Origin of the sequence: Melioribacter sp. Ez-97 (assembly GCF_051488665.1) — a bacterium.
In the GTDB taxonomy this organism is placed as follows: Bacteria; Bacteroidota; Ignavibacteria; order Ignavibacteriales; family Melioribacteraceae; genus Melioribacter.
The window spans coordinates 21072-42207 of the sequence record NZ_JBPSEG010000017.1 but is presented as its reverse complement, the minus strand read 5'-3'; the positions used below and the strand labels follow the sequence as shown (position 1 = coordinate 42207).

At 42.3% G+C, this 21136-nt stretch carries 16 protein-coding genes; all 16 read right to left on the bottom strand.

Annotated features, from left to right (window positions below):
- Positions 1-25: 25 nt before the first annotated feature.
- A complete protein-coding gene (gene recG / locus ACSSWA_RS14040; RefSeq protein ID WP_437357180.1) occupies positions 26-2197 on the bottom strand; it encodes an ATP-dependent DNA helicase RecG in 2172 nt (723 codons plus the stop codon).
- A gap of 55 nt (positions 2198-2252) precedes the next feature.
- Complete coding sequence (locus tag ACSSWA_RS14035; RefSeq protein WP_437357179.1) at positions 2253-3254, bottom strand: NAD(P)H-dependent glycerol-3-phosphate dehydrogenase; 1002 nt, start codon at positions 3252-3254, stop codon at positions 2253-2255.
- Positions 3255-3914 carry a glycerol-3-phosphate 1-O-acyltransferase PlsY gene (gene plsY / locus ACSSWA_RS14030; RefSeq protein ID WP_437357178.1) on the bottom strand — a complete coding sequence of 220 codons (660 nt, stop codon included), beginning with the start codon at positions 3912-3914 and terminating at the stop codon, positions 3255-3257.
- Between the two features lie 57 nt (positions 3915-3971).
- Positions 3972-4664: a 2-C-methyl-D-erythritol 4-phosphate cytidylyltransferase gene (ispD, locus tag ACSSWA_RS14025; RefSeq protein ID WP_437357177.1), complete on the bottom strand. Its 693-nt coding sequence runs from the start codon at positions 4662-4664 to the stop codon at positions 3972-3974.
- A gap of 1 nt (position 4665) precedes the next feature.
- Positions 4666-5703 (bottom strand): tRNA preQ1(34) S-adenosylmethionine ribosyltransferase-isomerase QueA, encoded by a 1038-nt coding sequence (gene queA, locus ACSSWA_RS14020; RefSeq protein ID WP_437357176.1) that lies wholly within the window; start codon positions 5701-5703, stop codon positions 4666-4668.
- 77 nt (positions 5704-5780) lie between these two features.
- Complete coding sequence (ppdK, locus tag ACSSWA_RS14015; RefSeq protein ID WP_437357175.1) at positions 5781-8585, bottom strand: pyruvate, phosphate dikinase; 2805 nt, start codon at positions 8583-8585, stop codon at positions 5781-5783.
- Positions 8586-8598: 13 nt separating this feature from the next.
- On the bottom strand, positions 8599-9666 hold the full coding sequence (gene lpxK, locus ACSSWA_RS14010) for a tetraacyldisaccharide 4'-kinase (RefSeq protein WP_437357174.1): 1068 nt from the start codon (positions 9664-9666) through the stop codon (positions 8599-8601).
- On the bottom strand, positions 9659-10318 hold the full coding sequence (locus ACSSWA_RS14005) for a lysophospholipid acyltransferase family protein (RefSeq protein ID WP_437357173.1): 660 nt from the start codon (positions 10316-10318) through the stop codon (positions 9659-9661). The genes lpxK and ACSSWA_RS14005 overlap by 8 nt, the downstream gene beginning before the upstream one ends.
- Positions 10308-11441, bottom strand: a complete 1134-nt coding sequence (gene lpxB / locus ACSSWA_RS14000; protein WP_437357172.1) for a lipid-A-disaccharide synthase — start codon at positions 11439-11441, stop codon at positions 10308-10310. The genes ACSSWA_RS14005 and lpxB overlap by 11 nt, the downstream gene beginning before the upstream one ends.
- On the bottom strand, positions 11438-12022 hold the full coding sequence (locus tag ACSSWA_RS13995; RefSeq protein ID WP_437357171.1) for a methyltransferase family protein: 585 nt from the start codon (positions 12020-12022) through the stop codon (positions 11438-11440). The genes lpxB and ACSSWA_RS13995 overlap by 4 nt, the downstream gene beginning before the upstream one ends.
- Positions 12023-12024: 2 nt before the next feature.
- The gene (locus tag ACSSWA_RS13990; RefSeq protein WP_437357170.1) at positions 12025-12750 is read right to left on the bottom strand and encodes an MtnX-like HAD-IB family phosphatase; all 726 of its coding nucleotides are present in this window, start codon (positions 12748-12750) and stop codon (positions 12025-12027) included.
- Positions 12750-16340 (bottom strand): chromosome segregation protein SMC, encoded by a 3591-nt coding sequence (gene smc / locus ACSSWA_RS13985; protein WP_437357169.1) that lies wholly within the window; start codon positions 16338-16340, stop codon positions 12750-12752. The genes ACSSWA_RS13990 and smc overlap by 1 nt, the downstream gene beginning before the upstream one ends.
- 9 nt (positions 16341-16349) lie before the next feature.
- Positions 16350-18848 (bottom strand): sugar-binding domain-containing protein, encoded by a 2499-nt coding sequence (locus tag ACSSWA_RS13980; RefSeq protein WP_437357168.1) that lies wholly within the window; start codon positions 18846-18848, stop codon positions 16350-16352.
- Between the two features lie 85 nt (positions 18849-18933).
- On the bottom strand, positions 18934-19692 hold the full coding sequence (tpiA, locus tag ACSSWA_RS13975; protein WP_437357167.1) for a triose-phosphate isomerase: 759 nt from the start codon (positions 19690-19692) through the stop codon (positions 18934-18936).
- A gap of 29 nt (positions 19693-19721) precedes the next feature.
- On the bottom strand, positions 19722-19958 hold the full coding sequence (locus ACSSWA_RS13970; protein WP_014856509.1) for a NifU family protein: 237 nt from the start codon (positions 19956-19958) through the stop codon (positions 19722-19724).
- An 11-nt stretch (positions 19959-19969) separates the two neighbouring features.
- Entirely contained in the window at positions 19970-21058 is a 1089-nt protein-coding gene (gene apbC / locus ACSSWA_RS13965) for an iron-sulfur cluster carrier protein ApbC (protein WP_437357166.1), read from the bottom strand.
- Positions 21059-21136: the final 78 nt, after the last annotated feature.

Here is a 21136-nt window from a genome sequence, read left to right as displayed (position 1 = left end):
TTTTGCAAGAATTATAAAAAAATAATTAACCTATTTGTGATAACGAAATATGTTTTGCATAAGTTTCTTTCAATACTTCTTTTATAATAACGTGTTCTTTTTCTTTTAAATGCGAATCGGATTTAACGACTTTAAAAGCAGCGGAGCGCGCAGAGTAAAGAATATCAACGTCCTCGGCAATGTCGGCGTGTTTGAATTCGGGCAAGCCGCTTTGCTTTGTTCCGAACAGATCGCCCGGTCCTCTCAATTTTAAATCTATTTCGGCTAACTCAAAACCGTTGTTTGTTTTAGTCATTGCGTTTAAACGGATGAGAGTTTTGTGCTTTTCAATTTGAGCAGGAGAAAGATAATCGAAGTTGTAATTGAAGCGATTAATCTTGACTGCAAATTCGTCTTTGGTAATTAAAATACAGTAAGCTTGTTTGTCGCTGCGACCTACTCTTCCTCTTAATTGATGCAATTGAGAAAGACCGAATCTGAAAGCGTCGTTTATAACGATTATATTTGCGTCGGGAATATCGATGCCGACTTCGATAACCGTAGTGGATATTAATACGTCGAACTCTTTGCGGGCAAAACTTAGCATAACTTCTTCTTTCTCCTGCCATTTCATTTTGCCGTGTATCAAAGCCACTCTCAAATCTTTCAAATGTTCTTTTTTCAGTAGTTCGTATTGCGCAATTGCGGCTTTAAGGTCGAGCTTTTCCGAATCTTCTATAAGCGGATATACAAGGAACGCCTGGTAGCCTTCTTCCACTTTTTGTCTTATGAAATTGTAAATGTCTTTTAATTTGCTTTCGCCTCTCAGTACGGTTTTAACCGGTTTTCTGTTAGCGGGCATCTCGTCAATTACGGACACATCGAGGTCGCCGTAAAGCGTCATCGAAAGTGTCCGGGGAATGGGAGTGGCTGTCATAATCAATATGTCCGGAGTTAAACCTTTGTTAATCAATTGCGAGCGTTGCAAAACTCCGAATCGGTGCTGCTCGTCAATTACTACAAGACCGAGTTTATCGAATTCGACATTATCTTCAATAAGAGCATGAGTTCCTATAATAATTTTTGTTTTGCCCGATTTAATGTTATCGAGGAATACTTCGCGTTCTTTTTTCTTTTGTCCGCCTATTAATAATGCAACTTCTATTCCGAGAGGCTTCAGCATTTCGGAAATTTTTTTATAATGTTGATCGGCAAGTATTTCGGTGGGAGCCATCAAAGCCGCCTGATAACCGCTTCCCGCCGCTATGAGCATGGCAATTAAAGCTACAACTGTTTTTCCGCTGCCTACATCGCCCTGAAGTAAGCGGTTCATCGGGCGGTCGCTTTCCATATCCAGACGAATTTCATGAAGAGCTTTCAACTGCGCTTTGGTTAGTTCGAAGGGAAGCAGCTTTAAAAAATTTTTAATTAATTCCGCGTTAGTTTTGAATAGATTAACCTTCTTTTGAATTTTTAATTGTTGCTTTCTGAGAGCGACGAGTATTTCAAAATAGAACAGCTCTTCGAATTTGAATCTGTAACGCGCGCGCTCCAGCATATCAATCGATTCGGGAAAGTGAATGTTTTTGAGAGCCAGATTCAACGGCAGTAAATCGTATTCCTTGATGATTTTCTCAGGCAGAGTTTCTTTGACGGAATCGGCGTAGTCGGATACCGCTTGGGCTACAATCCTGCGCAGCCCAAGGTCGCCCAAATTAATCGATCTGAGTTCTTTTGGAATTCTGTAGAAGGGAATTATTTTGCCGGTGTTTAAGAAATCGTTCGACTCTTTATCGCTTATCCTGTCGAAATCGGGGTGAACAAATTGAAGGTGTCCGTATTTTGTTATTGTGGGCTTGGCGGAAATTGCAAAATAATTTCCGGGATTAAAAACGTCTTTGAAATAATTAATGCCCTGGAACCAAACGCATTCGAACGAGCCCGTACTGTCGCTGAAAAAAACTTTCAACAATTGTTTCTTTCCGTATCGAATTATTTCCTTGTCGGCAACTCTGCCAATAACCGTTACTTCGCCCTCGTAGCCGTTTCTTAGATGTTGAACGGCTTTGATAGTCGAAAGAATAGTTGAACGGTCCAAATGTTTCGACGGGAAATAAAAGAGAAGATCTTTGATTTTTTCGATGCCGATTTTAGAAAAAGCTTTGGCTCTTTTGGGCCCGACAAACTTCAAGTATTGAATCGATGCGTTTAAATCCATCTCATCAAAAAATTTTTGGGTTAAAATAATAAAAAAGGGGGAAAGAAAAGAATTGTTATTCGTTCTCGGGCTTCATGTCCCTCGTCATTAATTCATACGTAATTTTAACCGGGTCGCGTTCTTCGAAGAGTATTTTATATACAGCTGAACAAATCGGAGTTTCGATATCGTGTTCCTGCGACAACATGTGAACGGCTTTACTCGTTTCGACTCCTTCAGCGACCATTTTCATCGATTTGAGAACATCCTTTAATTTTTTGCCTCTCCCGATTTGCTCGCCCACGTATCTGTTCCGGCTGTGACGGCTCATACAGGTTACAATCAAATCGCCCATGCCCGATAATCCCGAAAAAGTTTCGGGACGCGCGCCCAGCGCCATGCCGAGTATCGATATTTCTGCAATCCCTCTTGTCATAATGGCTGCTTTCGTATTGTCTCCGAAATTCGCTCCGTCCACTATACCCGCGCCGATTGCAATAACGTTTTTTAAAGCGCCTCCGTATTCAACTCCTAGAATATCGGTTGTGGAATAAACGCGGAAGTAAGAAGTAATAAAAGCGGCTTGAATTTCTTTTGCGGTTAATTCGTCGCTCGACGCAGCAACTACTGCAGTCGGTATTTTACGGCTTACTTCTTCCGCATGGCTAGGACCTGATAGAACTCCTATTTGCGAAGGAGCAATATCTTTCAGTTCATCCCGAATAATTTGAGATACGGTCATCAAAGTGTCGCGCTCGATTCCCTTCGAAACGCTTACGAATGTAGTATCCGAAAAATCATATTTTTTAATTTGCGAGAGCACGCTGCGGATATATTGAGTGGGGATGGCAATAACGACCATATGTCGACGATTACACGCTTCTTCGAGCGAGTGAGTTATCTGAATTTCTTTCGGAATCTTAACGCCGGGAAGATATATTTTGTTTTCTCTCGACTTGGATAAAGTTTTTGAGTAGCTTTTTTTGTATTCCCAGAGAGTGACTTCGTGTCCGTTAAAATAGAGAAGGATAGCCAGGGTAGTACCCCAGCCTCCGGCTCCCAATACTGAAATACGCATTTATTTCTTTCCGAAAGAAATTTTGTTTTCGTTTCCTTTGAGTAGTCTGTCGATGTTTTTACGGTGAGTGTAAATAACAAGCAGAGCAAGAGCAATTGCAAAAGGAAGAATAATACCGTAACCGGCAATGTGAACGCCGAATAAATTCTCGCGCACAAAAAGGATAACCGGCACGGAAACAGCCGCCGTTAAAGAACCGAGAGAAATATAACGCGAGAAATAAACAACGACCAGAAATATTCCGATTGCGAGGAGCATATCGACTGTAATGATGGTCATCAAAAAGCCGAGAGCAGTTGCAATGCCTTTGCCTCCTTTAAAACCTGCAAAGACAGTCCATATGTGACCTATTACAGCCGCTACGCCGCAGAGTATCTGTACCAACGTGAAATCGTCGAACGGCGTAATGTTGTTGAACGGAATATTATCCAGATAGAGGCGCGCCACTACAATAACGGCGACAGCGCCTTTGAGAGCGTCGAGCAGTATGGTTAATACTCCCCACTTCCAGCCGAGCACTCTGAAAACATTGGTGCCGCCGGCGTTTCCGCTTCCGTATTGGCGGATATCTATTCCTTTTACCAGTTTACTAATGATAATGCTTGTGGGTATTGAACCTACAAGATACGAGAGAACGATAACGAATAATAAGTTAAGCATAATTACATCTGATTTATTTCTTACACAATTTTATACAATTTTTAAACAAAATAAAAGCTATAAATGTTCACCGGCTTTTAGCAAAAGCTCGAAGAGTTTGAGGTCGTCGCCGGTTGTAATTTTGAAATTGAGCGAAGAACCTTCCACAATTTTCACTTTATTGCCGTTCCTGTGAAAGAGCGTCGATTCGTCCGTGCCGAGAAAATTGTCGGCTGCGGCTTTTTTAAAAGCTTCCTTAAAAATACCGTACCGGGCGCCTTGAGGCGTCTGCGCATAAAAATATTTTGACCTGTCAGCGTAAGAATAAACAAATTCATTGCCTTCGATTAAAGTATCTTTAGCTTTAATAGCAGTTACAAAGCAACCGAACTCTATTGCCGCATTTACCGAAGAATTTAAAATTGCCTCGGTAACAAGAGGACGCACCGCGTCGTGAACTATAACGATGTCGTCGTCGGACGCGTCGTCAATCGAATTCAACGCGTTATAAACCGAAAATTGCCTTTCGGTTCCTCCGGCGACTATATCTTTCAGTTTGTCGAGCGAGTATTTATCTCTTAGATCTTCCAGTCTGCCGATATAATCTTTGTGAGCGGCGACTATTATTTTATTTATTATCGATGATTTCTGAAATTTTTCAAGCGTGTATGCAATTATCTCCTTGCCGTTGACGCGTATAAATTGTTTGGGAACGGGCGCGTTTATCCGCGTGCCTGTTCCGCCTGCCGGTATAATCGCATAGACTTTCATATTACAGAATCAACATTGCGTCGCCGTAGCTGAGGAATCGGTAACCTTCCTTCAATGCTTTTTTGTAGGCTTTCATAGTGAAGTCGTAGCCCGCAAAAGCCGCCGTAAGCATTAACAACGTCGATTCCGGCGCATGGAAATTGGTTATCAATTTTTTTGTGATTTTGAAATCGTAAGGCGGAAAGATAAATTTGTCCGTCCAGCCGCGGTTCGGTTTCGAAAAACCTTCTGCGGTAACGCTGCTTTCCAATGCGCGGCAGGTGCTGGTTCCGACTACAAACACATTCTTTTTGCTGGTTAGAGCTTTATTGATTGTCTCTGCAGTCTCTTCCGGTATTTCATAGTATTCCGAATCCATCCTGTGTTTTGTCAAATCTTCCACTTCTACCGGTCTGAATGTGCCGAGTCCGATATGAAGTATAACGGGTACGAATTTAATTCCTTTCTTTTCTATCTTTTTAACGAGTTGAGGAGTAAAATGAAGACCCGCTGTCGGGGCGGCTACTGAGCCGTCGATTTCCGCAAAGATGGTTTGATAATTTTCGCGGTCTTCCGGTATCGGTTCGCGTTTGATGTAGGGGGGAAGAGGAGTATTTCCGATTTCTTCGATGGCTTTGAATATGTCGCCGGCGTCTTCGTTAAATCTGACGGTTCTGCCGCGCGAAGTCGTATTATCGATTACTTCGCACCACAGGTTATCGTTAAAATAAATTCTGTTGCCTATTCTTACTTTTCTTGCGGGGTCGACTATAACATCCCATATATTTTCTTCTTTGTTAAGCTCGCGCAAAACGAACACTTCTATCTTAGCGTTGGTTCTTTCTTTTTTACCTATAAGGCGGGCTTGCATTACTTTGGTTTTGTTAATTACCACAACATCGCCTTTGTCCATATAATCGATAATGTCGGAAAATACTTTGTGCTCAATTTCTTCGGTGGCTCTGTTGAGCACCATTAATTTTGCCGCGTCGCGCGGAGTAACCGGGAATTTAGCAATGGCTGTCTTTGGCAAATTGTATTTGAAATCCGATAGCTTCATTAGTTCCTCATCTCCTTGTTGTCTTAATAAATATTACGGGCTGCCTTAACAAAGGCAGCCCGGGAATTCAAGCCATATTATTTTTTCTTCTTGCTTGTTTTAGCTGCTTTTTTCTTTGCCGCGGGTTTGGCGGATTTTGCTTCTTTAATAGCCGCCTGAGCTGCAGCCAGACGCGCAATCGGCACTCGGAACGGCGAGCAGCTTACATAATCGAGACCGATATTGTGGCAGAATTCGACCGACTTGGGTTCGCCGCCGTGTTCGCCGCAGATACCGATTTTAAGATCGGGTCTGGTAGCGCGTCCTTTTGTAACGCCGGTTTTCATCAGTTCGCCTACGCCTTCCTGATCGATTGACTGGAACGGATCTTCGGGAAGAATTTTCTTTTCGAGATAATCGGGGAGGAATCCGCCGATATCGTCGCGTGAAAATCCGAAGCCCATTTGAGTCAGATCGTTGGTGCCGAACGAGAAGAATTGAGCGTATTCGGCAATCTTATTGGCAGTCAATGCGGCGCGAGGAATTTCGATCATTGTGCCTGTAAGGTGCGGAATCTTTTTCAATCCGAATTTTTCGCATACTTCTTTGTGAACCCGAACAACGATATCGTACTGATGTTTCAATTCGTTTACGTGACTTACAACGGGAATCATAATTTCAGGGAAGGGCTTTTTGCCTTCTTTTATTAATTCCGCGGCAGCTTCGAAGATTGCTCTTACCTGCATTTCCGTTACTTCGGGGAAAGTGATGCCCAAACGAACGCCGCGATGTCCCATCATCGGGTTGTTTTCGTGAAGCGATTCCGCGCGTTCGTTTAACTCTTCGAGCGTTATGCCTAAACTCTTGGCGAGTTTTTCTCTTTCGTCCTGACGATGAGGCACAAACTCGTGCAACGGCGGATCGAGAGTTCTGATTGTAACGCCGTATTTATCCATAGCTTCGAGCGTGCCTTTGATATCGGCTTTTACATACGGGAACAATTCGTCCAGCGCGTTTCTTCTTTCTTCTTCGGTCTTAGAAACAATCATCTTGCGAAGTTTTGAAAGTGGTTCTTCGGAGTTCTTGCCATAGAACATATGCTCGGTTCTGAAAAGGCCGATACCTTCTGCTCCGAAAGCTCTTGCTTTTGAAGCGTCTTCGGGCGTATCAGCGTTTGTTCTGATTTTAAGTCTTCTGAATTGGTCGCACAATTTCATCAATTTCTGGAAGTACGGATTTTCTTCGGCGGCTTTGATCATCGGCAATTCGCCGAGATATACGACGCCTTTGGTGCCGTTGAGAGTAATCCAGTCGCCTTCCTTGAGTGTGTGACCGTTGGTGGTCATTGTTTTGTCTTTGAAATTGATTTTAATCGAACCGGCGCCTACGATACAGCATTTGCCCCATCCGCGGGCAACGAGAGCTGCGTGGGATGTCATACCGCCTCTTGCTGTGAGAATGGCTTCTGCGGCGCGCATACCTTCGATATCTTCCGGATTGGTCTCTTCGCGCACGAGAATAACGCGTTTGCCGGCTTTTGCCCATTTAACTGCTTCTTCGGAACTGAATACAATTTGTCCGCTTGCGCCGCCGGGTCCTGCAGGCAATCCTTTTGCAACCATAGTTGCCGTCGTTTCGGCTTTCGGATCGATAATCGGGTGAAGCAGTTCGTCCAGCTGAGCGGGATTAACGCGCAATACCGCTTCTTCTTTTGTAATTAATTTTTCCTGCAACATATCGAGCGCCATTTTAACAGCCGCGGGACCGTTACGTTTACCTACGCGGCATTGAAGCATATAAAGTTTGCCTTCCTGAATTGTGAACTCGATATCGAGCATGTCGCGATAGTGTTTTTCGAGCAGCTTCTGATAGCCGAGCAATTCTTTGTAAACTTTCGGCATTGCTGTTTCTAACGAAGGGAGGTGTTTGTTGTGTTCGGATTTACCGACTTCGTTGATCGGGTTCGGAGTTCTGATACCGGCTACAACGTCTTCGCCCTGAGCGTTCGGAAGCCATTCGCCGTAGAAATACTTTTCGCCGGTAGCGGGGTTGCGTGTGAAAGCAACGCCTGTTGCCGATGTGTCGCCCATGTTTCCGAATACCATCGACTGAACGTTCACTGCCGTACCCCAATCGTCGGGAATTCCTTCAAAACGGCGGTAAGCAATAGCGCGTTTACCCATCCAGCTCTGGAATACTGCGGCAATAGCTCCCCATAATTGTTCCATCGGATCTTCGGGGAATGGTTTGCCAAGCACTTCTTGAACTTTTGCTTTGTAGATTTCAATCAGTTCTTTCAAATCTTCGGCGGTCAGGTCTACGTCGCTTTGATAGCCTTTGGCTTCTTTCATTTTTTCGAGTTCGGCTTCGAGCTGCTGGCGTACGCCTTTGCCTTCTTCCGGTTCGATGCCCGCAGCTTTTTCCATAACAACGTCGGAGTACATCTGAATTAAGCGGCGATGCGAATCGTAAACAAAGCGAGGATTGTTCGTCTTTTTAATCAATCCTTCGCGAGTTTCATTGTTCAAGCCGACATTCAGGATTGTTTCCATCATACCGGGCATCGAAGCTCTTGCGCCCGAACGCACGGAAACCAATAACGGATTGTCTTTGTCGCCGAATTTTGCGCCCATTTCTTTTTCAACTTTTTTGAGGGCGTCGAGAACCTGCTGCTTGAGTTCTTTCGGATATTTTTTGTTGTTCTTGTAATAAGCCGTGCACACTTCGGTTGTAATTGTAAAACCGGCTGGCACAGGCAAACCGATATTAACCATTTCGGCAAGGTTCGCGCCTTTTCCGCCCAGAAGCTCCTTCATGTCCGCTTTTCCTTCGGCTTTCTTACCGCCGAAGAAATAAACATACTTGGGAGTCTTGCGTTTCGTTTGTGACTTACTTTTAGCCATTAGTTACCTCCAATTAGTTATTGTGAGTGGGATTATATTTTATTTTATCGATTATCATTCTGTCGAATTTATCTGAGTCTTCTATTATTAAGGAAATTTTCAGATAATAAATATCGATATCGTCCAGTTCTTTCGAATACTTTGTCAATTTTACAGCGTCCTTTTGCGTCGTAAGCACGGAGTAAGCGTTTGTATCGTAAAATTGTTTGCGTATAGCCTGCACTTCTTTCAAAGTATAATTTTTATGGTCGGGAAAGAGCATTTTGTTTGTAAAATCGATTTCGTTTTTTTCCAAAACGTTAAGAAAAGAATGCGGCTTGGCGACTCCGCATACAATCAAACTTTTCTGTCCCTTGAAATCTTCGAAAGAATATTTTTTGTGAGTTTTAACGTCGTAGATTCCTTCCACATCGTAATAAGCCCGGAAGACGGGTTTCTTTTCAAAATAATGTTTGAGCGAATGGGGCACATTATAATCATCGAGGAATTTACGATTTAATATTATTATGTCGGCGCGCTTTAGCGAATCGAAAGGCTCGCGCATATTGCCGAGCGGCAGAAGCCGTTGCTCTTTCTTTCCGGTTTTATTTAGAAAGCGCTGGTCGATTATCACAATGTCGATATCTCTGTGAATCCATCTGTGTTGAAAAGCGTCGTCGAGAATTATGGCTTCGACTCCGGTTTCTTCTATTATTCGTTTGCATCCGTCGACTCTGTTTTCGGAAACCGCAGTCGGCAGATTCGTCTCGGTCGATACAAAATACATTTCGTCTCCGCAGTCGTCTACGGTCGAAAAGATTTTTTTGCCGTCGGAGACCAGCAGATATCCGCTCGTTTGACGTCTGTAGCCGCGGCTCAAAATTCCCGTTTTTATTCCGTTTCTTTTCATCAGTTCCGCCAGGTATAAAACCGCCGGCGTTTTGCCGGAACCTCCAACCGTTATGTTTCCTACTGAAATCACTTTTGCATTAACTCTTTCCGTCTTAAAAATTCCTTTGTCGAACAAATAGTTTCTTAATTTAATCGCCAAATAATAGAAAACGACCAAAGGCGACGATATAATTCTTAATAAATCAATCAATTTTTTCCGCTTCCTCTTGAAGTTTCTTCAAATAAAGTTCGCTATTGTTAATCAATTTAGAAGTCGCATCGTAGTCGAGTTCTTTGTCGATATAAATCGGCTCGGAATATTTAACGTTTATTTTAGTAAACGGAAGCGGGAATTCAAACTTATCCCAGCTGTTCAGGCAAATTTTATTTTTTATATAAATACCCGCCAGTATCAACGGCGTTCCTGCTTTTTTTGCCGCTATTACGGCTCCGGCTTTCATCTTGTGTCGAGGACCGCGCGGACCGTCAGGCGTTATTACCAATGTATGTTTTTCTTTCAAAAGAGAGATCATCTCTTCCAAAGCTTCCTTACCTCCGACGTGACTTGAGCCGCGGACAACTTTATAACCCCATTTGTTTAGAATATGGTACAACACTTCTCCGTCCTTGCTTTTGCTTACAAGAGCCGCGCTGTTGAAATTTTTGTGCAAATACCACCCGGGTATCATCGAACCGTGCCAGAAAGCAACCACAAAATTTTCACCTTTATCAATCATATCATCCAAATAGTTCCCGTTTATTCTGGTTATTCTGTAAGTCTTTGCCAAAAAATTTATAAGAAAATATCCCGCTCTGATTCCCAAAAAACGGGCTATATTTTTTTGTTTATCGTTAAGCTTCATTAAGTTGACTGTAAATTATTTCAGCGGCTTTACGGGACGCTCCCGCACTGCCAAGCATCGATTTTATTTTACTCAACTTGTTCTTTATTTCGTCATACTTTTCGGGATTATTGAGTATCCGGGCGGCTGCGCCGATGATTTTTTCTTCGTTAAGATCCGTTTGAATCAATTCCTCGACAACGGTTTCCCCAAGCAAAATATTCGGCATCGCAATATGATCGACCTTAACAAACATACGACCCAATAAATAAGTAATTATGTTGGTAGAATAAACAACCACGAAGGGGAGTCCGAGCAATGCCGCTTCCAGCGTCGACGTTCCCGATTTTACGATTCCGAAACGCGAATGCTTATAGAGATCGTACGTATGTCCCTTGATAATATGAAAATTAGAGTTGTTGTATTTACCGAATATCGAATCGTCAATATTTTCCGCGCATGCGACTACGATTTGTAAATTGTTGACGCCGGCAATTTTCTCGGCTGCCGGCAGAATGACAGGGAAAATTTTTTCGATTTCGTGCCGCCTGCTGCCCGGCAACAAGACTAAAATTCCTTTATTCGTATCCAGCCGGAATTTATTAAAGAATTCATCTTTCGGCATGAATTCATAATTTTCAATTTTTTCAATGAGCGGATGACCCACGTAGTCGACGTCGATATTATTGTCTTTGTACAATTTTTCTTCGAAAGGGAAGACGACAATCATTTTGTCGATTATCTTTTTGATCTTTCTAATTCTTTTTTTGCCCCATGCCCAAACTTGAGGCGAGATATAATAGAAATTCTTCAAGCCCAATTTTTTGAATTTATCGGCGATTCTGAGATTGAAACCCGGATAATCGATTAAAACGGCGTTGCGTATATCGAATTGTTTAACCGTATCGATCAGCTGCGAACGCACTTTTCTGATAAACGGTAGATGGCGAATAATTTCGGCGACGCCCAGAAATGCCATTCGATTTATATGAACAACGGGCTTAAGACCAGCGGCAATCATACGGTCGCCTCCGATCCCGTAAAATTCGATTCCCGGGTCGATTTTTTTTAGTTGTTGTATCAACTCGGCTCCGTGCAAATCGCCCGAAGCTTCGCCTGCAATGATCATTATTCTCTTGTTCAATTTGTAACCAAATAAAGTATTATTAATAATAATACCGTAACGGAAATTGCCTGGAGAGTGCGTCTTTCGGATTTAAGTCCGGCTTTCAAGTTAAATTCCGGTTGGGGGAGTCCGGGGTTTTTATATTTGGAGAATGTCGGTATCCATCTGGGCACATTGCTGCAATAATCTTCGTAAGATTGACCGAATTTTTTTCTCAAATAATTTTCTTCTTCTTTTATTATTACTCTGTACTGCCATATAAAGAAGGCAAGCGCCGCAACCAACAAATAGGGATAGAGAGCCATCGACATAACGCCGATGCCTGTATAGATTAAAAGATTGCCGAAATAGAGAGGATTACGCACGTGAGCGAATGCGCCTGAAACTACGAGATAAGTTCCCCCGACGCCTCCCGTAGTTCGCGTCTCGCTGCCGGCGTACGACACTCCCCAGAGTCTGAAAAATTCTCCTGTCAAAACAATAATGAATCCGACAACCAGGCTTGCCGGCGTGGCTTCCTGGAAAATCAGCATCAGCAATAAAAATGGTAGCGGAGTATAACTTCTGTATTTGAAAATCTTAGTTGCAAAATTGCTCATGATTATCCTTGTATATAAACTTCTTTTCTTTTGAGTTGAGCCTGGTAACGCTTTTTCAAGCGCTTTCTGGCCGATAATTCGTTTAATTTGTCGATTACGTCGGTAAAGTTTTCGAACGGGAAATATGTAATTCTGTTGATTTCGCAGTAGCGCAAGAGCGAACCCTTGGCAAAGATAAAATCGCAATATTGAGCGGGGCATAAATCCGAATAGCCGTCGCCGATATACACAGTGTAATCTTCGTCGTCGGAATAATTAATTATGTGATTCCTTTTGCAATTTGCGCAACGGTCGCATTCTTCGTCCGTATAAGGAAATTCCGGATAAAAACCGCCGCTGTTGTCGAATACGAGTTTGTTCGAAAAACGCTGAACGAACGATAAACCTTCTTTATTCAAAATCCTGTCGATGTAGTAGTCGAGACCGTCGCTGACGATTCTGATTTCATGTCTGTTGTCGTTGCAATAGTCGACGAAAGTTTTGAATGAATCGTCGATTTCCTGCGAATCGATGAAACGATCGAATTCTTTTTTGTCGAGGTTTTCGATAGTGCGGCAAAGAAGGCGCCACGATTCTCTGGAATTGATTTTCTGATCGATCCAATCCTTTACTATCTCTCCGGCTTTTTCTGCGTCGCCGAATCGAAGGAATAAAATTTCGCCTATGTCTTTTTTTGTGATCGTGCCGTCGAAGTCGACAAATATTTTGAATGTCTTTTTCGTGACCATCAGCTTTGAGTCTCCGGAATTTCTTCGAATCGTACGCCTACAAGTTTCGATATGCCTTCCTCCTGCATCGTAACGCCGTACATGGTTTCGGCGGCTTCCATAGTTCTTTTATTGTGAGTCACTATGATAAACTGGGTGTCTTTGCTGAATTCTTTTAAGAGTCTGGTAAACCGGTCGATATTGGCGTCGTCGAGCGGCGCGTCCACTTCGTCGAGAATACAGAAGGGAGAAGGTTTGACAAGATAAATAGCAAAAAGGAGAGCCGTGGCAGTAAGAGTTTTTTCTCCCCCGGAGAGTAATTCGATCGAAGTAGGGCGTTTGCCTTTCGGTTTTGCCATTATTTCGATTTTTGCTTCGAGAGGATCGACCCCTTCTTCGAGCTTAAGATCCGCTTCGTCGCCCGGATTAAAGAGTGTCTGAAAAATCGTCCTGAAATTCTCTCTGATCTTTTCGAATGTTTCGAGAAACAGATTTTGTGCCGTGTCGTTAATTTCATTGATTGTGTTAATCAAATCTTTTTCGGACTCGATTAAATCGTCTCTTTGTTTATGGAGAAAGTCGAGCCGTTTCTTTTCTTCTTCATACTCGGAATAAGCCAGCAGGTTTACCGGACCGAGATTCTTCAACTTTTCTTTGAGGTCGTGCACTTCTTTCGATACTTCTTCGAAATTGAATTCGTGAAGGTCTTCGAACTCTTTCAGATCGAGTTCAATATTGTAATTTTCCCGGATGTTTTCTTTAAGAGTGTTTATTTTATAATTGATTTCGCTTTCTTTTATGTCAAACGAATGAATGGCGTCGGAAAGTTCCTGCCGTTTGTTCCGTAAATCGCGCAACTGATTTTCATAAGAAGAAGCCTCGTCCTTAATTTTTTTCAACTCATCGGCAATTTTATTTTCTTCTTCCCTTGCGGCATTGCGTTCGCCTTCAAGAAGGTCGAGTTCCGAGATTAATTCTTCAATACGCCCTTTGAGTTCCTCGGTTTCAATTTCGTTCTCTTTAATCGAAGCTTCTCTCTTTTCGATACCTTTGGCTGCGTTGATTATGTCGTTTTCGTAACGTTCTATTACTGATTTGGTATAATTAACTTCGCCTCGGAGCCTTTCGAGATCAAGTTTCCTGTCGTTAAAAGTTTTTGTGAGTTGATTATATGAAGTTTCGAACTCTTTCAGACCGGTTTCGAATTCTGAAATTTGGGATTCGATTATTTCTTTTTCGGAATACAAATCTTCCAGTAAATTATTCGTCTCGGAAATCTGCGACTGGAGCATATTCGACTTTTCGGCAAGTTCGGAAATTTCCTGCCGCGAATTTTCGATTTCTTCGTCGGCTTTTTTCTTTTCGAATTCGAGCTGCGAAATTTGTTTGTCGATATTCAACAGGTCGTTCGATATAAGCCGTTCTCTTTCGGAGAGATGTTTTAAGTCGATTTCCGAAATGAGCGATTCCGCTTTCTCGATCTTTTTCTTAATTTCTTCGAGTTCCTTTTCGTGCGAAGGGAGCTGCTCTCTAAGATTTTCCAGAAGTTTACGCCTGCCGAAAAGAGTTTCGTCTTCTTTGGGAAGAGAGCCTGCTTCGACAATGCCGTTGGGAAGTATAATGTCTCCTTCGAGCGTAGTCAAACCGAACTCGGGATAGGCTGAATGGAGACGCAAGCCGGAGTCGAGGTCTTTAACGATTCCGATATTATTCAGAACCTGAATGAAATAGGGTTCCCATTTCTTATCCGTTTCAACGAATTGAGCCGCCCATCCGAGGAATCCTTCTTCCTTTTCGATTTTCTTTGCGCGTCTTTTCTGTATGAAATTATTTAGTTTCCCTAATAACGTCTTGTCACTCGGATCGGTTTTCAGCAGATAGAACGAAGCTTTTCCGAGCTGATTGGATTTTAAGTACTCGACTGCTTTGACCAGGTCTTCCGTGTTTTCTATTAAAAGATTGTTGAGAACCGATTTTAATGCGGCTTCGAGCGCAAAGCGAAATTCTTCTTTGGTATTTCCAACGTCGGCAAAGAGGAGTTTTTCTTTGGAGCTCCATTCGTCGTTTTCGATCAAAATTTTCGAACCCTTCGAAAGCCCTTCGAGATTTGTAATAAGAGTTTGAATGAAATCGATTTTCTCTTTCAGCGAAACGAGCAGGGTTTTCTTTTCAATTTCTGATTCTTTCAGAGAATTCAATTCAGCCTCGAGGTCGGCTTTCTCTTTCTGGCGTATTGTAAGTTCAAGACCCGCTTCGTTTAATTTTTTCTCGGCTTCTTCTTTCTCGTTATTGAGTTCTTCTATGAATCCGACAGTCTTTGCAATTTTATTCGTAATGTCCTGAATTTTGGCATTTAATCGTTCGATGTTGGCAGAGTGGGAATCGAGTTCTTTTTTGAGAGCGGCAACATAATTTTCTTTGTCCGAAATTTCCCTGAGAATGGCAAACCTTTTTTCCTGGAGTTCTTTTAGTTCTTTTCTTTTGGATTCGAGTTCGGAGCGTTTCTCCTCGATCGTTTTTTCGGCGTTATTTAGGTTGTCGGTTCCGTTCTCCAACTCGGATTCGATTTTCTCCAGTTTTTCGCGAGCTTCTTCTTTCGAGAGTTCCGTATCTTCTATCAAATTACGAAATTCTTCTATTTCGTTTACAAGCCGGTCGTGATTGGAAGAGAGGGAATTAAGACGTTCCTGCGATACGGACAAACTCTTTTGATTGTTGTGAATCGAATCCGTTATTTCCGAAATTTCTTTTCTTTTTTTCTGAAGTTCGGAATCGACTTCGTTTATTTTATTTCTGTAATCAATTAAATGATTTTCGATTTCCCGGATTTCTCTGTCGATTTCGTCTTTTTGAATTTTGAACGATTCGATTTCGGCGTGAAGTTTGTTTTTCTTTTCATAATAAAGAGCGTACTCGCGTTCGGCAAGGTCGAGTTCTTTATCTCTCAGCACGGATTGAATTTGAGTATATTGATTTGCCCGTTTAGCCTGACGTTCGAGCGAACGGACGGTCTTTTCGACTTCCGAAACTATATCGTTCACTCTGGTCAGATCGGCTTTTACGTCGTCGAGCTTTTTAAGCGAGAGCCTTCTGCGAAGCTTATATTTGTTAACGCCGGCGGCTTCCTCGAACAATCGTCTTCTTTCTTCGGCTTTGCTGCTCAGAATCGTTTCGATCATCTTGAGCTCGATTACGGAATATGCATTCGTTCCGATGCCGGTATCCATAAAAAGATTGGTAATATCTTTCAAACGGCAGATGTTTTTGTTGAGGAGATATTCGCTTTCGCCCGATCTGAAAATGCGGCGCGTAATTGTAACTTCGGAATATTCGGTAGGAAGAATGCCTTTGTCGTTTACAAGCGTCAGCGACACTTCCGACATTCCCATCGGTTTTTTTGAACGAGTGCCGTTGAAAATGACATTTTCCATTTTATCGCTGCGGAGCGTGGTCGTCTTTTGTTCGCCCAGCACCCATCGTATTGCGTCGACAATATTCGTCTTGCCGCACCCGTTCGGTCCGACTATGCCGGTAATTCCGCGATTGAAATTGATTACGGTCCTGTTTGCAAACGACTTAAAACCGAATATTTCCAGTTTGGATAAAAACAATTCCGCCTCTTAGTGTAATAGTGTTTCGTATTCTTTTAAAGTGTTCATAAAGTAATATATCGTCGCATTTGTTATTTGCAGATAAAGAATTATAACAGACGCCGCGGCAATAATGGATAGAAATCCGTAGAAATATACTTTTAACGGATGCGTTTCGAGTAACACATAAACGGCTTTCAAAATTCTGAATAAAATCCAGAGGCACATAATCAATAATACCGCAATTGCAACAAGATTAATCGTATCCATCGCCAGTATTTTATATAATACAAGTTCTACAGGCAGTACTATCGTAAAAGGAAGAAAAGACCATACGATTCCGTAGAACAAAGTTTGGAAGTCAATTTTGTTTTTTAAAGGGAGCGAAAACAATTTAAGTACAATCGACAGAAAAAACATTTTGACGATGAAGAACAGATATAACGATACGAATGCGCGCCCGGGATTCCAGGCGAGATAGCTGATTAAATCGATTAACCGGTTTGACCCGATATCCACAAGTAATTTTTCAAACAATATATTCGTACGCAAGTAATAGAGAAGTATCGTAAAAAGAAGAGCCATCGAGCCGACTTCGATAAAGAGCAGCAAATAAGTATGAATGCCCGATAAAATTCTGTGGTCTCTCAGGTCGGCAAAGAAATTGTAACTTCTGAAAAGCGCGCGGCTGCAGTCTTCTTTGAATTTTTTTCGCCAGTTGATTACAAACGCCATCAATATCGAAAGACCGAGCGAAATCAATATAAAAATCGGTTTGTTCTCGCTTACGCTTGTTCCGATCGGAATCGTTACTCCGGATAAATTTTTCAATCTGGATTCGACAACTCGGTAGCTGAGACTGTTGGTTGCGTCGGGACGGTTGAATAGTGCAATCCTTGTGTAATAGTCGTCCGAATAGCCGCCGTAAAAAGACGAGTGAGAACTCTTGAAATTATAGACGGTATTGATAACAAAGCCGAAATCCCTTTTAAGCGTTAAGTCCAGAAATTTGTCGAAATAGTATGCTTGAGCCTGCGTCGAATTATTTACAAGATATCCTGAGGCGTTTCCGTAATAATCCGGATACGTAACCTGGCTTATAAAGTAAGGATGTTCCAATTCGTCAAGCGCGGCTTCGTTTTTTTCGATGGGATAAGAATATAATTCTATTCCGTACAAGCTGAGACCGCTCGAAAATATATCGGGTATGCCGGCAAACGACGCATAAGCGACGTAGCCTTTTTGTTTTACGTCCGTAGCAATTTCGTCAATAAAATTTTTTGTTTTTTCGGAATTGGGTAAAAATGACGAGCCGAGTCCCACAATAAAAATATTCGAATAAGAAGAGTAGTTCCGGAGCATCTCGCCGAGTATCGCTTTGTACCTCATACGATACTCTTCGGCGGCGAATATTTCTTCGGGCGCTGAATTTAAGGGCATCTCGAGCAGCGGCAGAAGACCTATCTTTCTGCACGCGGCAACCGCATAAGGATTGGGATACTGCCCGGTAAAACGAACGGAGTTGAAACCCGCGCTTTTAATTCGAATAAGTTGTTCGTTTATTATTTCTTGCGCCGTTGCGTTATCGTATTCGCCTTCGTTGAAATAATAGGTTGCGCCCCGGATTGTAAAACGATTACCGTTGAGAAAAATTCCGCTTGCATCGGCTTTCAAATCGGCAATTGAAAAATTCTTAATCGTCCTGTCGATCAGGGAATCGTTGATAAATAAACTTGCTGTGATTACATAATAATCGGGATTGTCCGGCGACCAGACGGCGGGATTTTTCAGATTTATATTAAACGCGCTCTTAGTCTCGCCCGCTTTTAATGGAGGCAAATTAAAAGAAAATTTTTCGGCGCCGTTCGGATTAAGCGCAGGTGTGAATTCGTATTCAAGTCGATAATTCGACGATGAATTTTTATTAATTGAAATTATTGCCTCTGCGTCGATCGATATTCCCGTTTGTGTGAAATTTGATTTGAATTCAATCTCTTTCAGAAAGTCATTCGGTTTTGCCGTCAAATATACGTTTCTGAGGATGCCGCTGTAATTACGGGGAGTTAAGAACTGTTGTTTAACGGGAATCGTTGTTCTTGAATCGAGTCCGGAATAGATTTTTAATATGAGAGTATTTTTACCTTCCCGTAGTATGTCGGATGGCAGCTCGATTTCGAAAGGAATCTCTCCCGCTGTTTTTTTGTATATCAGGGAATTGTTTACCGTAATGTCCGCAGAGTAGCCGATCCCTTCGAAAAACAGGGAGTAGATTTTATTTTTTTTATCGGGTACATTAAAACTTGTTTCGAAGTTAAGGGTTGAAGCTTCTTCGAATACAGCGGGTACATTTACGTTTGTTTTGGATTCCTCGCCGGTAAATACTTTCCAGTTTTTATTTAAAAATCGGACTTCTCGGGTCTCGGTGGATTCGATTATTTGCGCGCTCTTTTCCGAATAGAGAGATTTTATTAACGCACCGGAAAAGGCGTTGGAGAAAGCGGTAAATAAGAATATTATAAAGATATTCAAAGTTTTAATCATTGTACGGAAAGTATAAAAAATAAACCCTCAAATATAAAAAAATAAGGGGGGCATATCAATTTTGATATGCCTCTTATTGTGCGGATTCGATAATTTTTACGAACGAGTCTGCTTTAAGGCAGGCTCCTCCTACAAGAGCTCCGTCGATATCGGGCTGGGACATCAATTCGGCTGCGTTTTCGGGTTTAACGCTGCCGCCGTATTGAATAGTGAGCTTTTCTGCGAATTGATTTGAATAGAGCTCGCCGATCAGCTTTCTGATGTATGCATGGACTTCTTCGGCTTGTTCAGGCGACGCGGTTTTGCCTGTTCCGATAGCCCATACGGGTTCGTATGCAATTATAAGATTAGCCAATTCTTCGGCTGTCAGACCTTCGAGTCCTTCGCGCACCTGCGATTCGATAACTTTAAATGTAACGCCGCTTTCGCGTTCTTCGAGAGTTTCTCCGATACAAAAAATGGGATTCAACTGATTTTCGACGGCTGCTTTAATCTTTTTATTGATTAATTGATTCGACTCGCCGAAGATAGTTCTTCTTTCGGAGTGACCTAAAATAACGTATTGACAGCCGACGCTTTTTAACATAAGGGGCGAAATTTCGCCTGTAAAAGCGCCGCTCTTTTCGAAATACATATTTTGAGCGCCCAATTTAATTTGGGTGTCTTTGATTAAACTGTTCGCGGCGTCCAGAGAGGTGAACGGAGGGCAAATAATAACCTCCGCATTTAAAGATTTCGACGCCAATAAGTTTTTAATATCCGATATAAGAGCAACGGAAGAATCCAGGTCGTTATTCATCTTCCAGTTACCCGCAACAACCTTTTTACGCATAGAGCAACCTACGATTTATGAATGGAAAATTAATTTACGGCTTCAACTCTTCTGATGCCGGGCACTTCGCGTATCAAAGCCCGTTCGACTCCGGCTCTTAGAGTCATTTGCGACATCGGGCATTCGATACAGGCTCCGGTCAATTTAACTTCCACAATACCCTCCGGCGTAACCTGAACCAATTCAATGTCGCCCCCGTCGGCGCGGAGATAAGGGCGTATATTTTCCAAAGCCTGTTCTACTTTTTCTTTTAATGTATCGCTCATAACTAACCTCTTTAATTTCCTAAAACAATTTTAGGAATTGAATTTTGAGAATTGGCTTCAACTTGTTTAGACAGATTACGGGCAATTTCCCGAATAATTTTTGCCTCATCGGCATCGGGATTCGAAATTACAATCGGTTTGCCGTAATCTCCGCCAACGCGAATATCGGGATTAATCGGAATTTTGCCGAGCAATTGCGTCGAAAATTCTTTCGACAGTTTTTCACCGCCGCCGCTGCCGAACAATTCATATTTTTTGCCTGTATCCGGCGCAATAAAATAACTCATATTCTCGACTATTCCAAGCACGGGCACGTTTACTTTCTGAAACATTCGTATCGCCTTTTTAACGTCTACAAGAGAAATATCCTGAGGCGTAGTTACAATTACAGCTCCGCTCAAAGGAATCGATTGAACCAGCGTTAACTGTATGTCGCCCGTTCCCGGAGGAAGGTCGAAAATCAAATAATCGAGTTCGCCCCAGTTAACATCGGTCATAAATTGTTTTATCGCTCCGCTTGCCATGGGACCCCGCCAAATAACGGGCGAATCCTCGTCTATCAGAAAACCGATTGATATTGTTTTTATTCCGTAACTTTCAAGCGGCAGCATTTTGCCTGTTTGAGGATCCTGATAAATTCTGGGATTCTTATCGATTCCGAGCATAAGCGGAATGCTCGGTCCGTAAACGTCTGCGTCAATTAAACCGACCTTGGCGCCTTCTTTTGCCAAAGCAACGGCAAGATTAACCGATACCGTGCTTTTTCCCACTCCGCCTTTGCCGCTGGCGACCGCAATGGTGTTTTTTACGCCCGGCATTAACGGATTTGCGGCTGTGTTTGCTGCCGGAGCCGCCGATTTATTCCTGATGTCGATGTTCGTTATGTCGGGAGCCGCTTTTTTTATTTCGACTATACAATCTTCCTTGATTTTATTCTGATAGCTTGAGGTGGAGGGGGGAAAGTCAATTTCTATTGTTACGGTCGAATCATTTATCTCTATATTCTTTATCATGTTTGCCGATACGATGTCTTGTTTCGTGCCAGGGTCAGTCACATTACGCAATGCATCCAGTATATCAATTTTTTTGAGTTCCGACATTTCTACTCCGTTTTTAAGATACAAAAATACTAATTTTTGATTAGACAACATAATAAACAAATGTCTCCTCCAGAATGT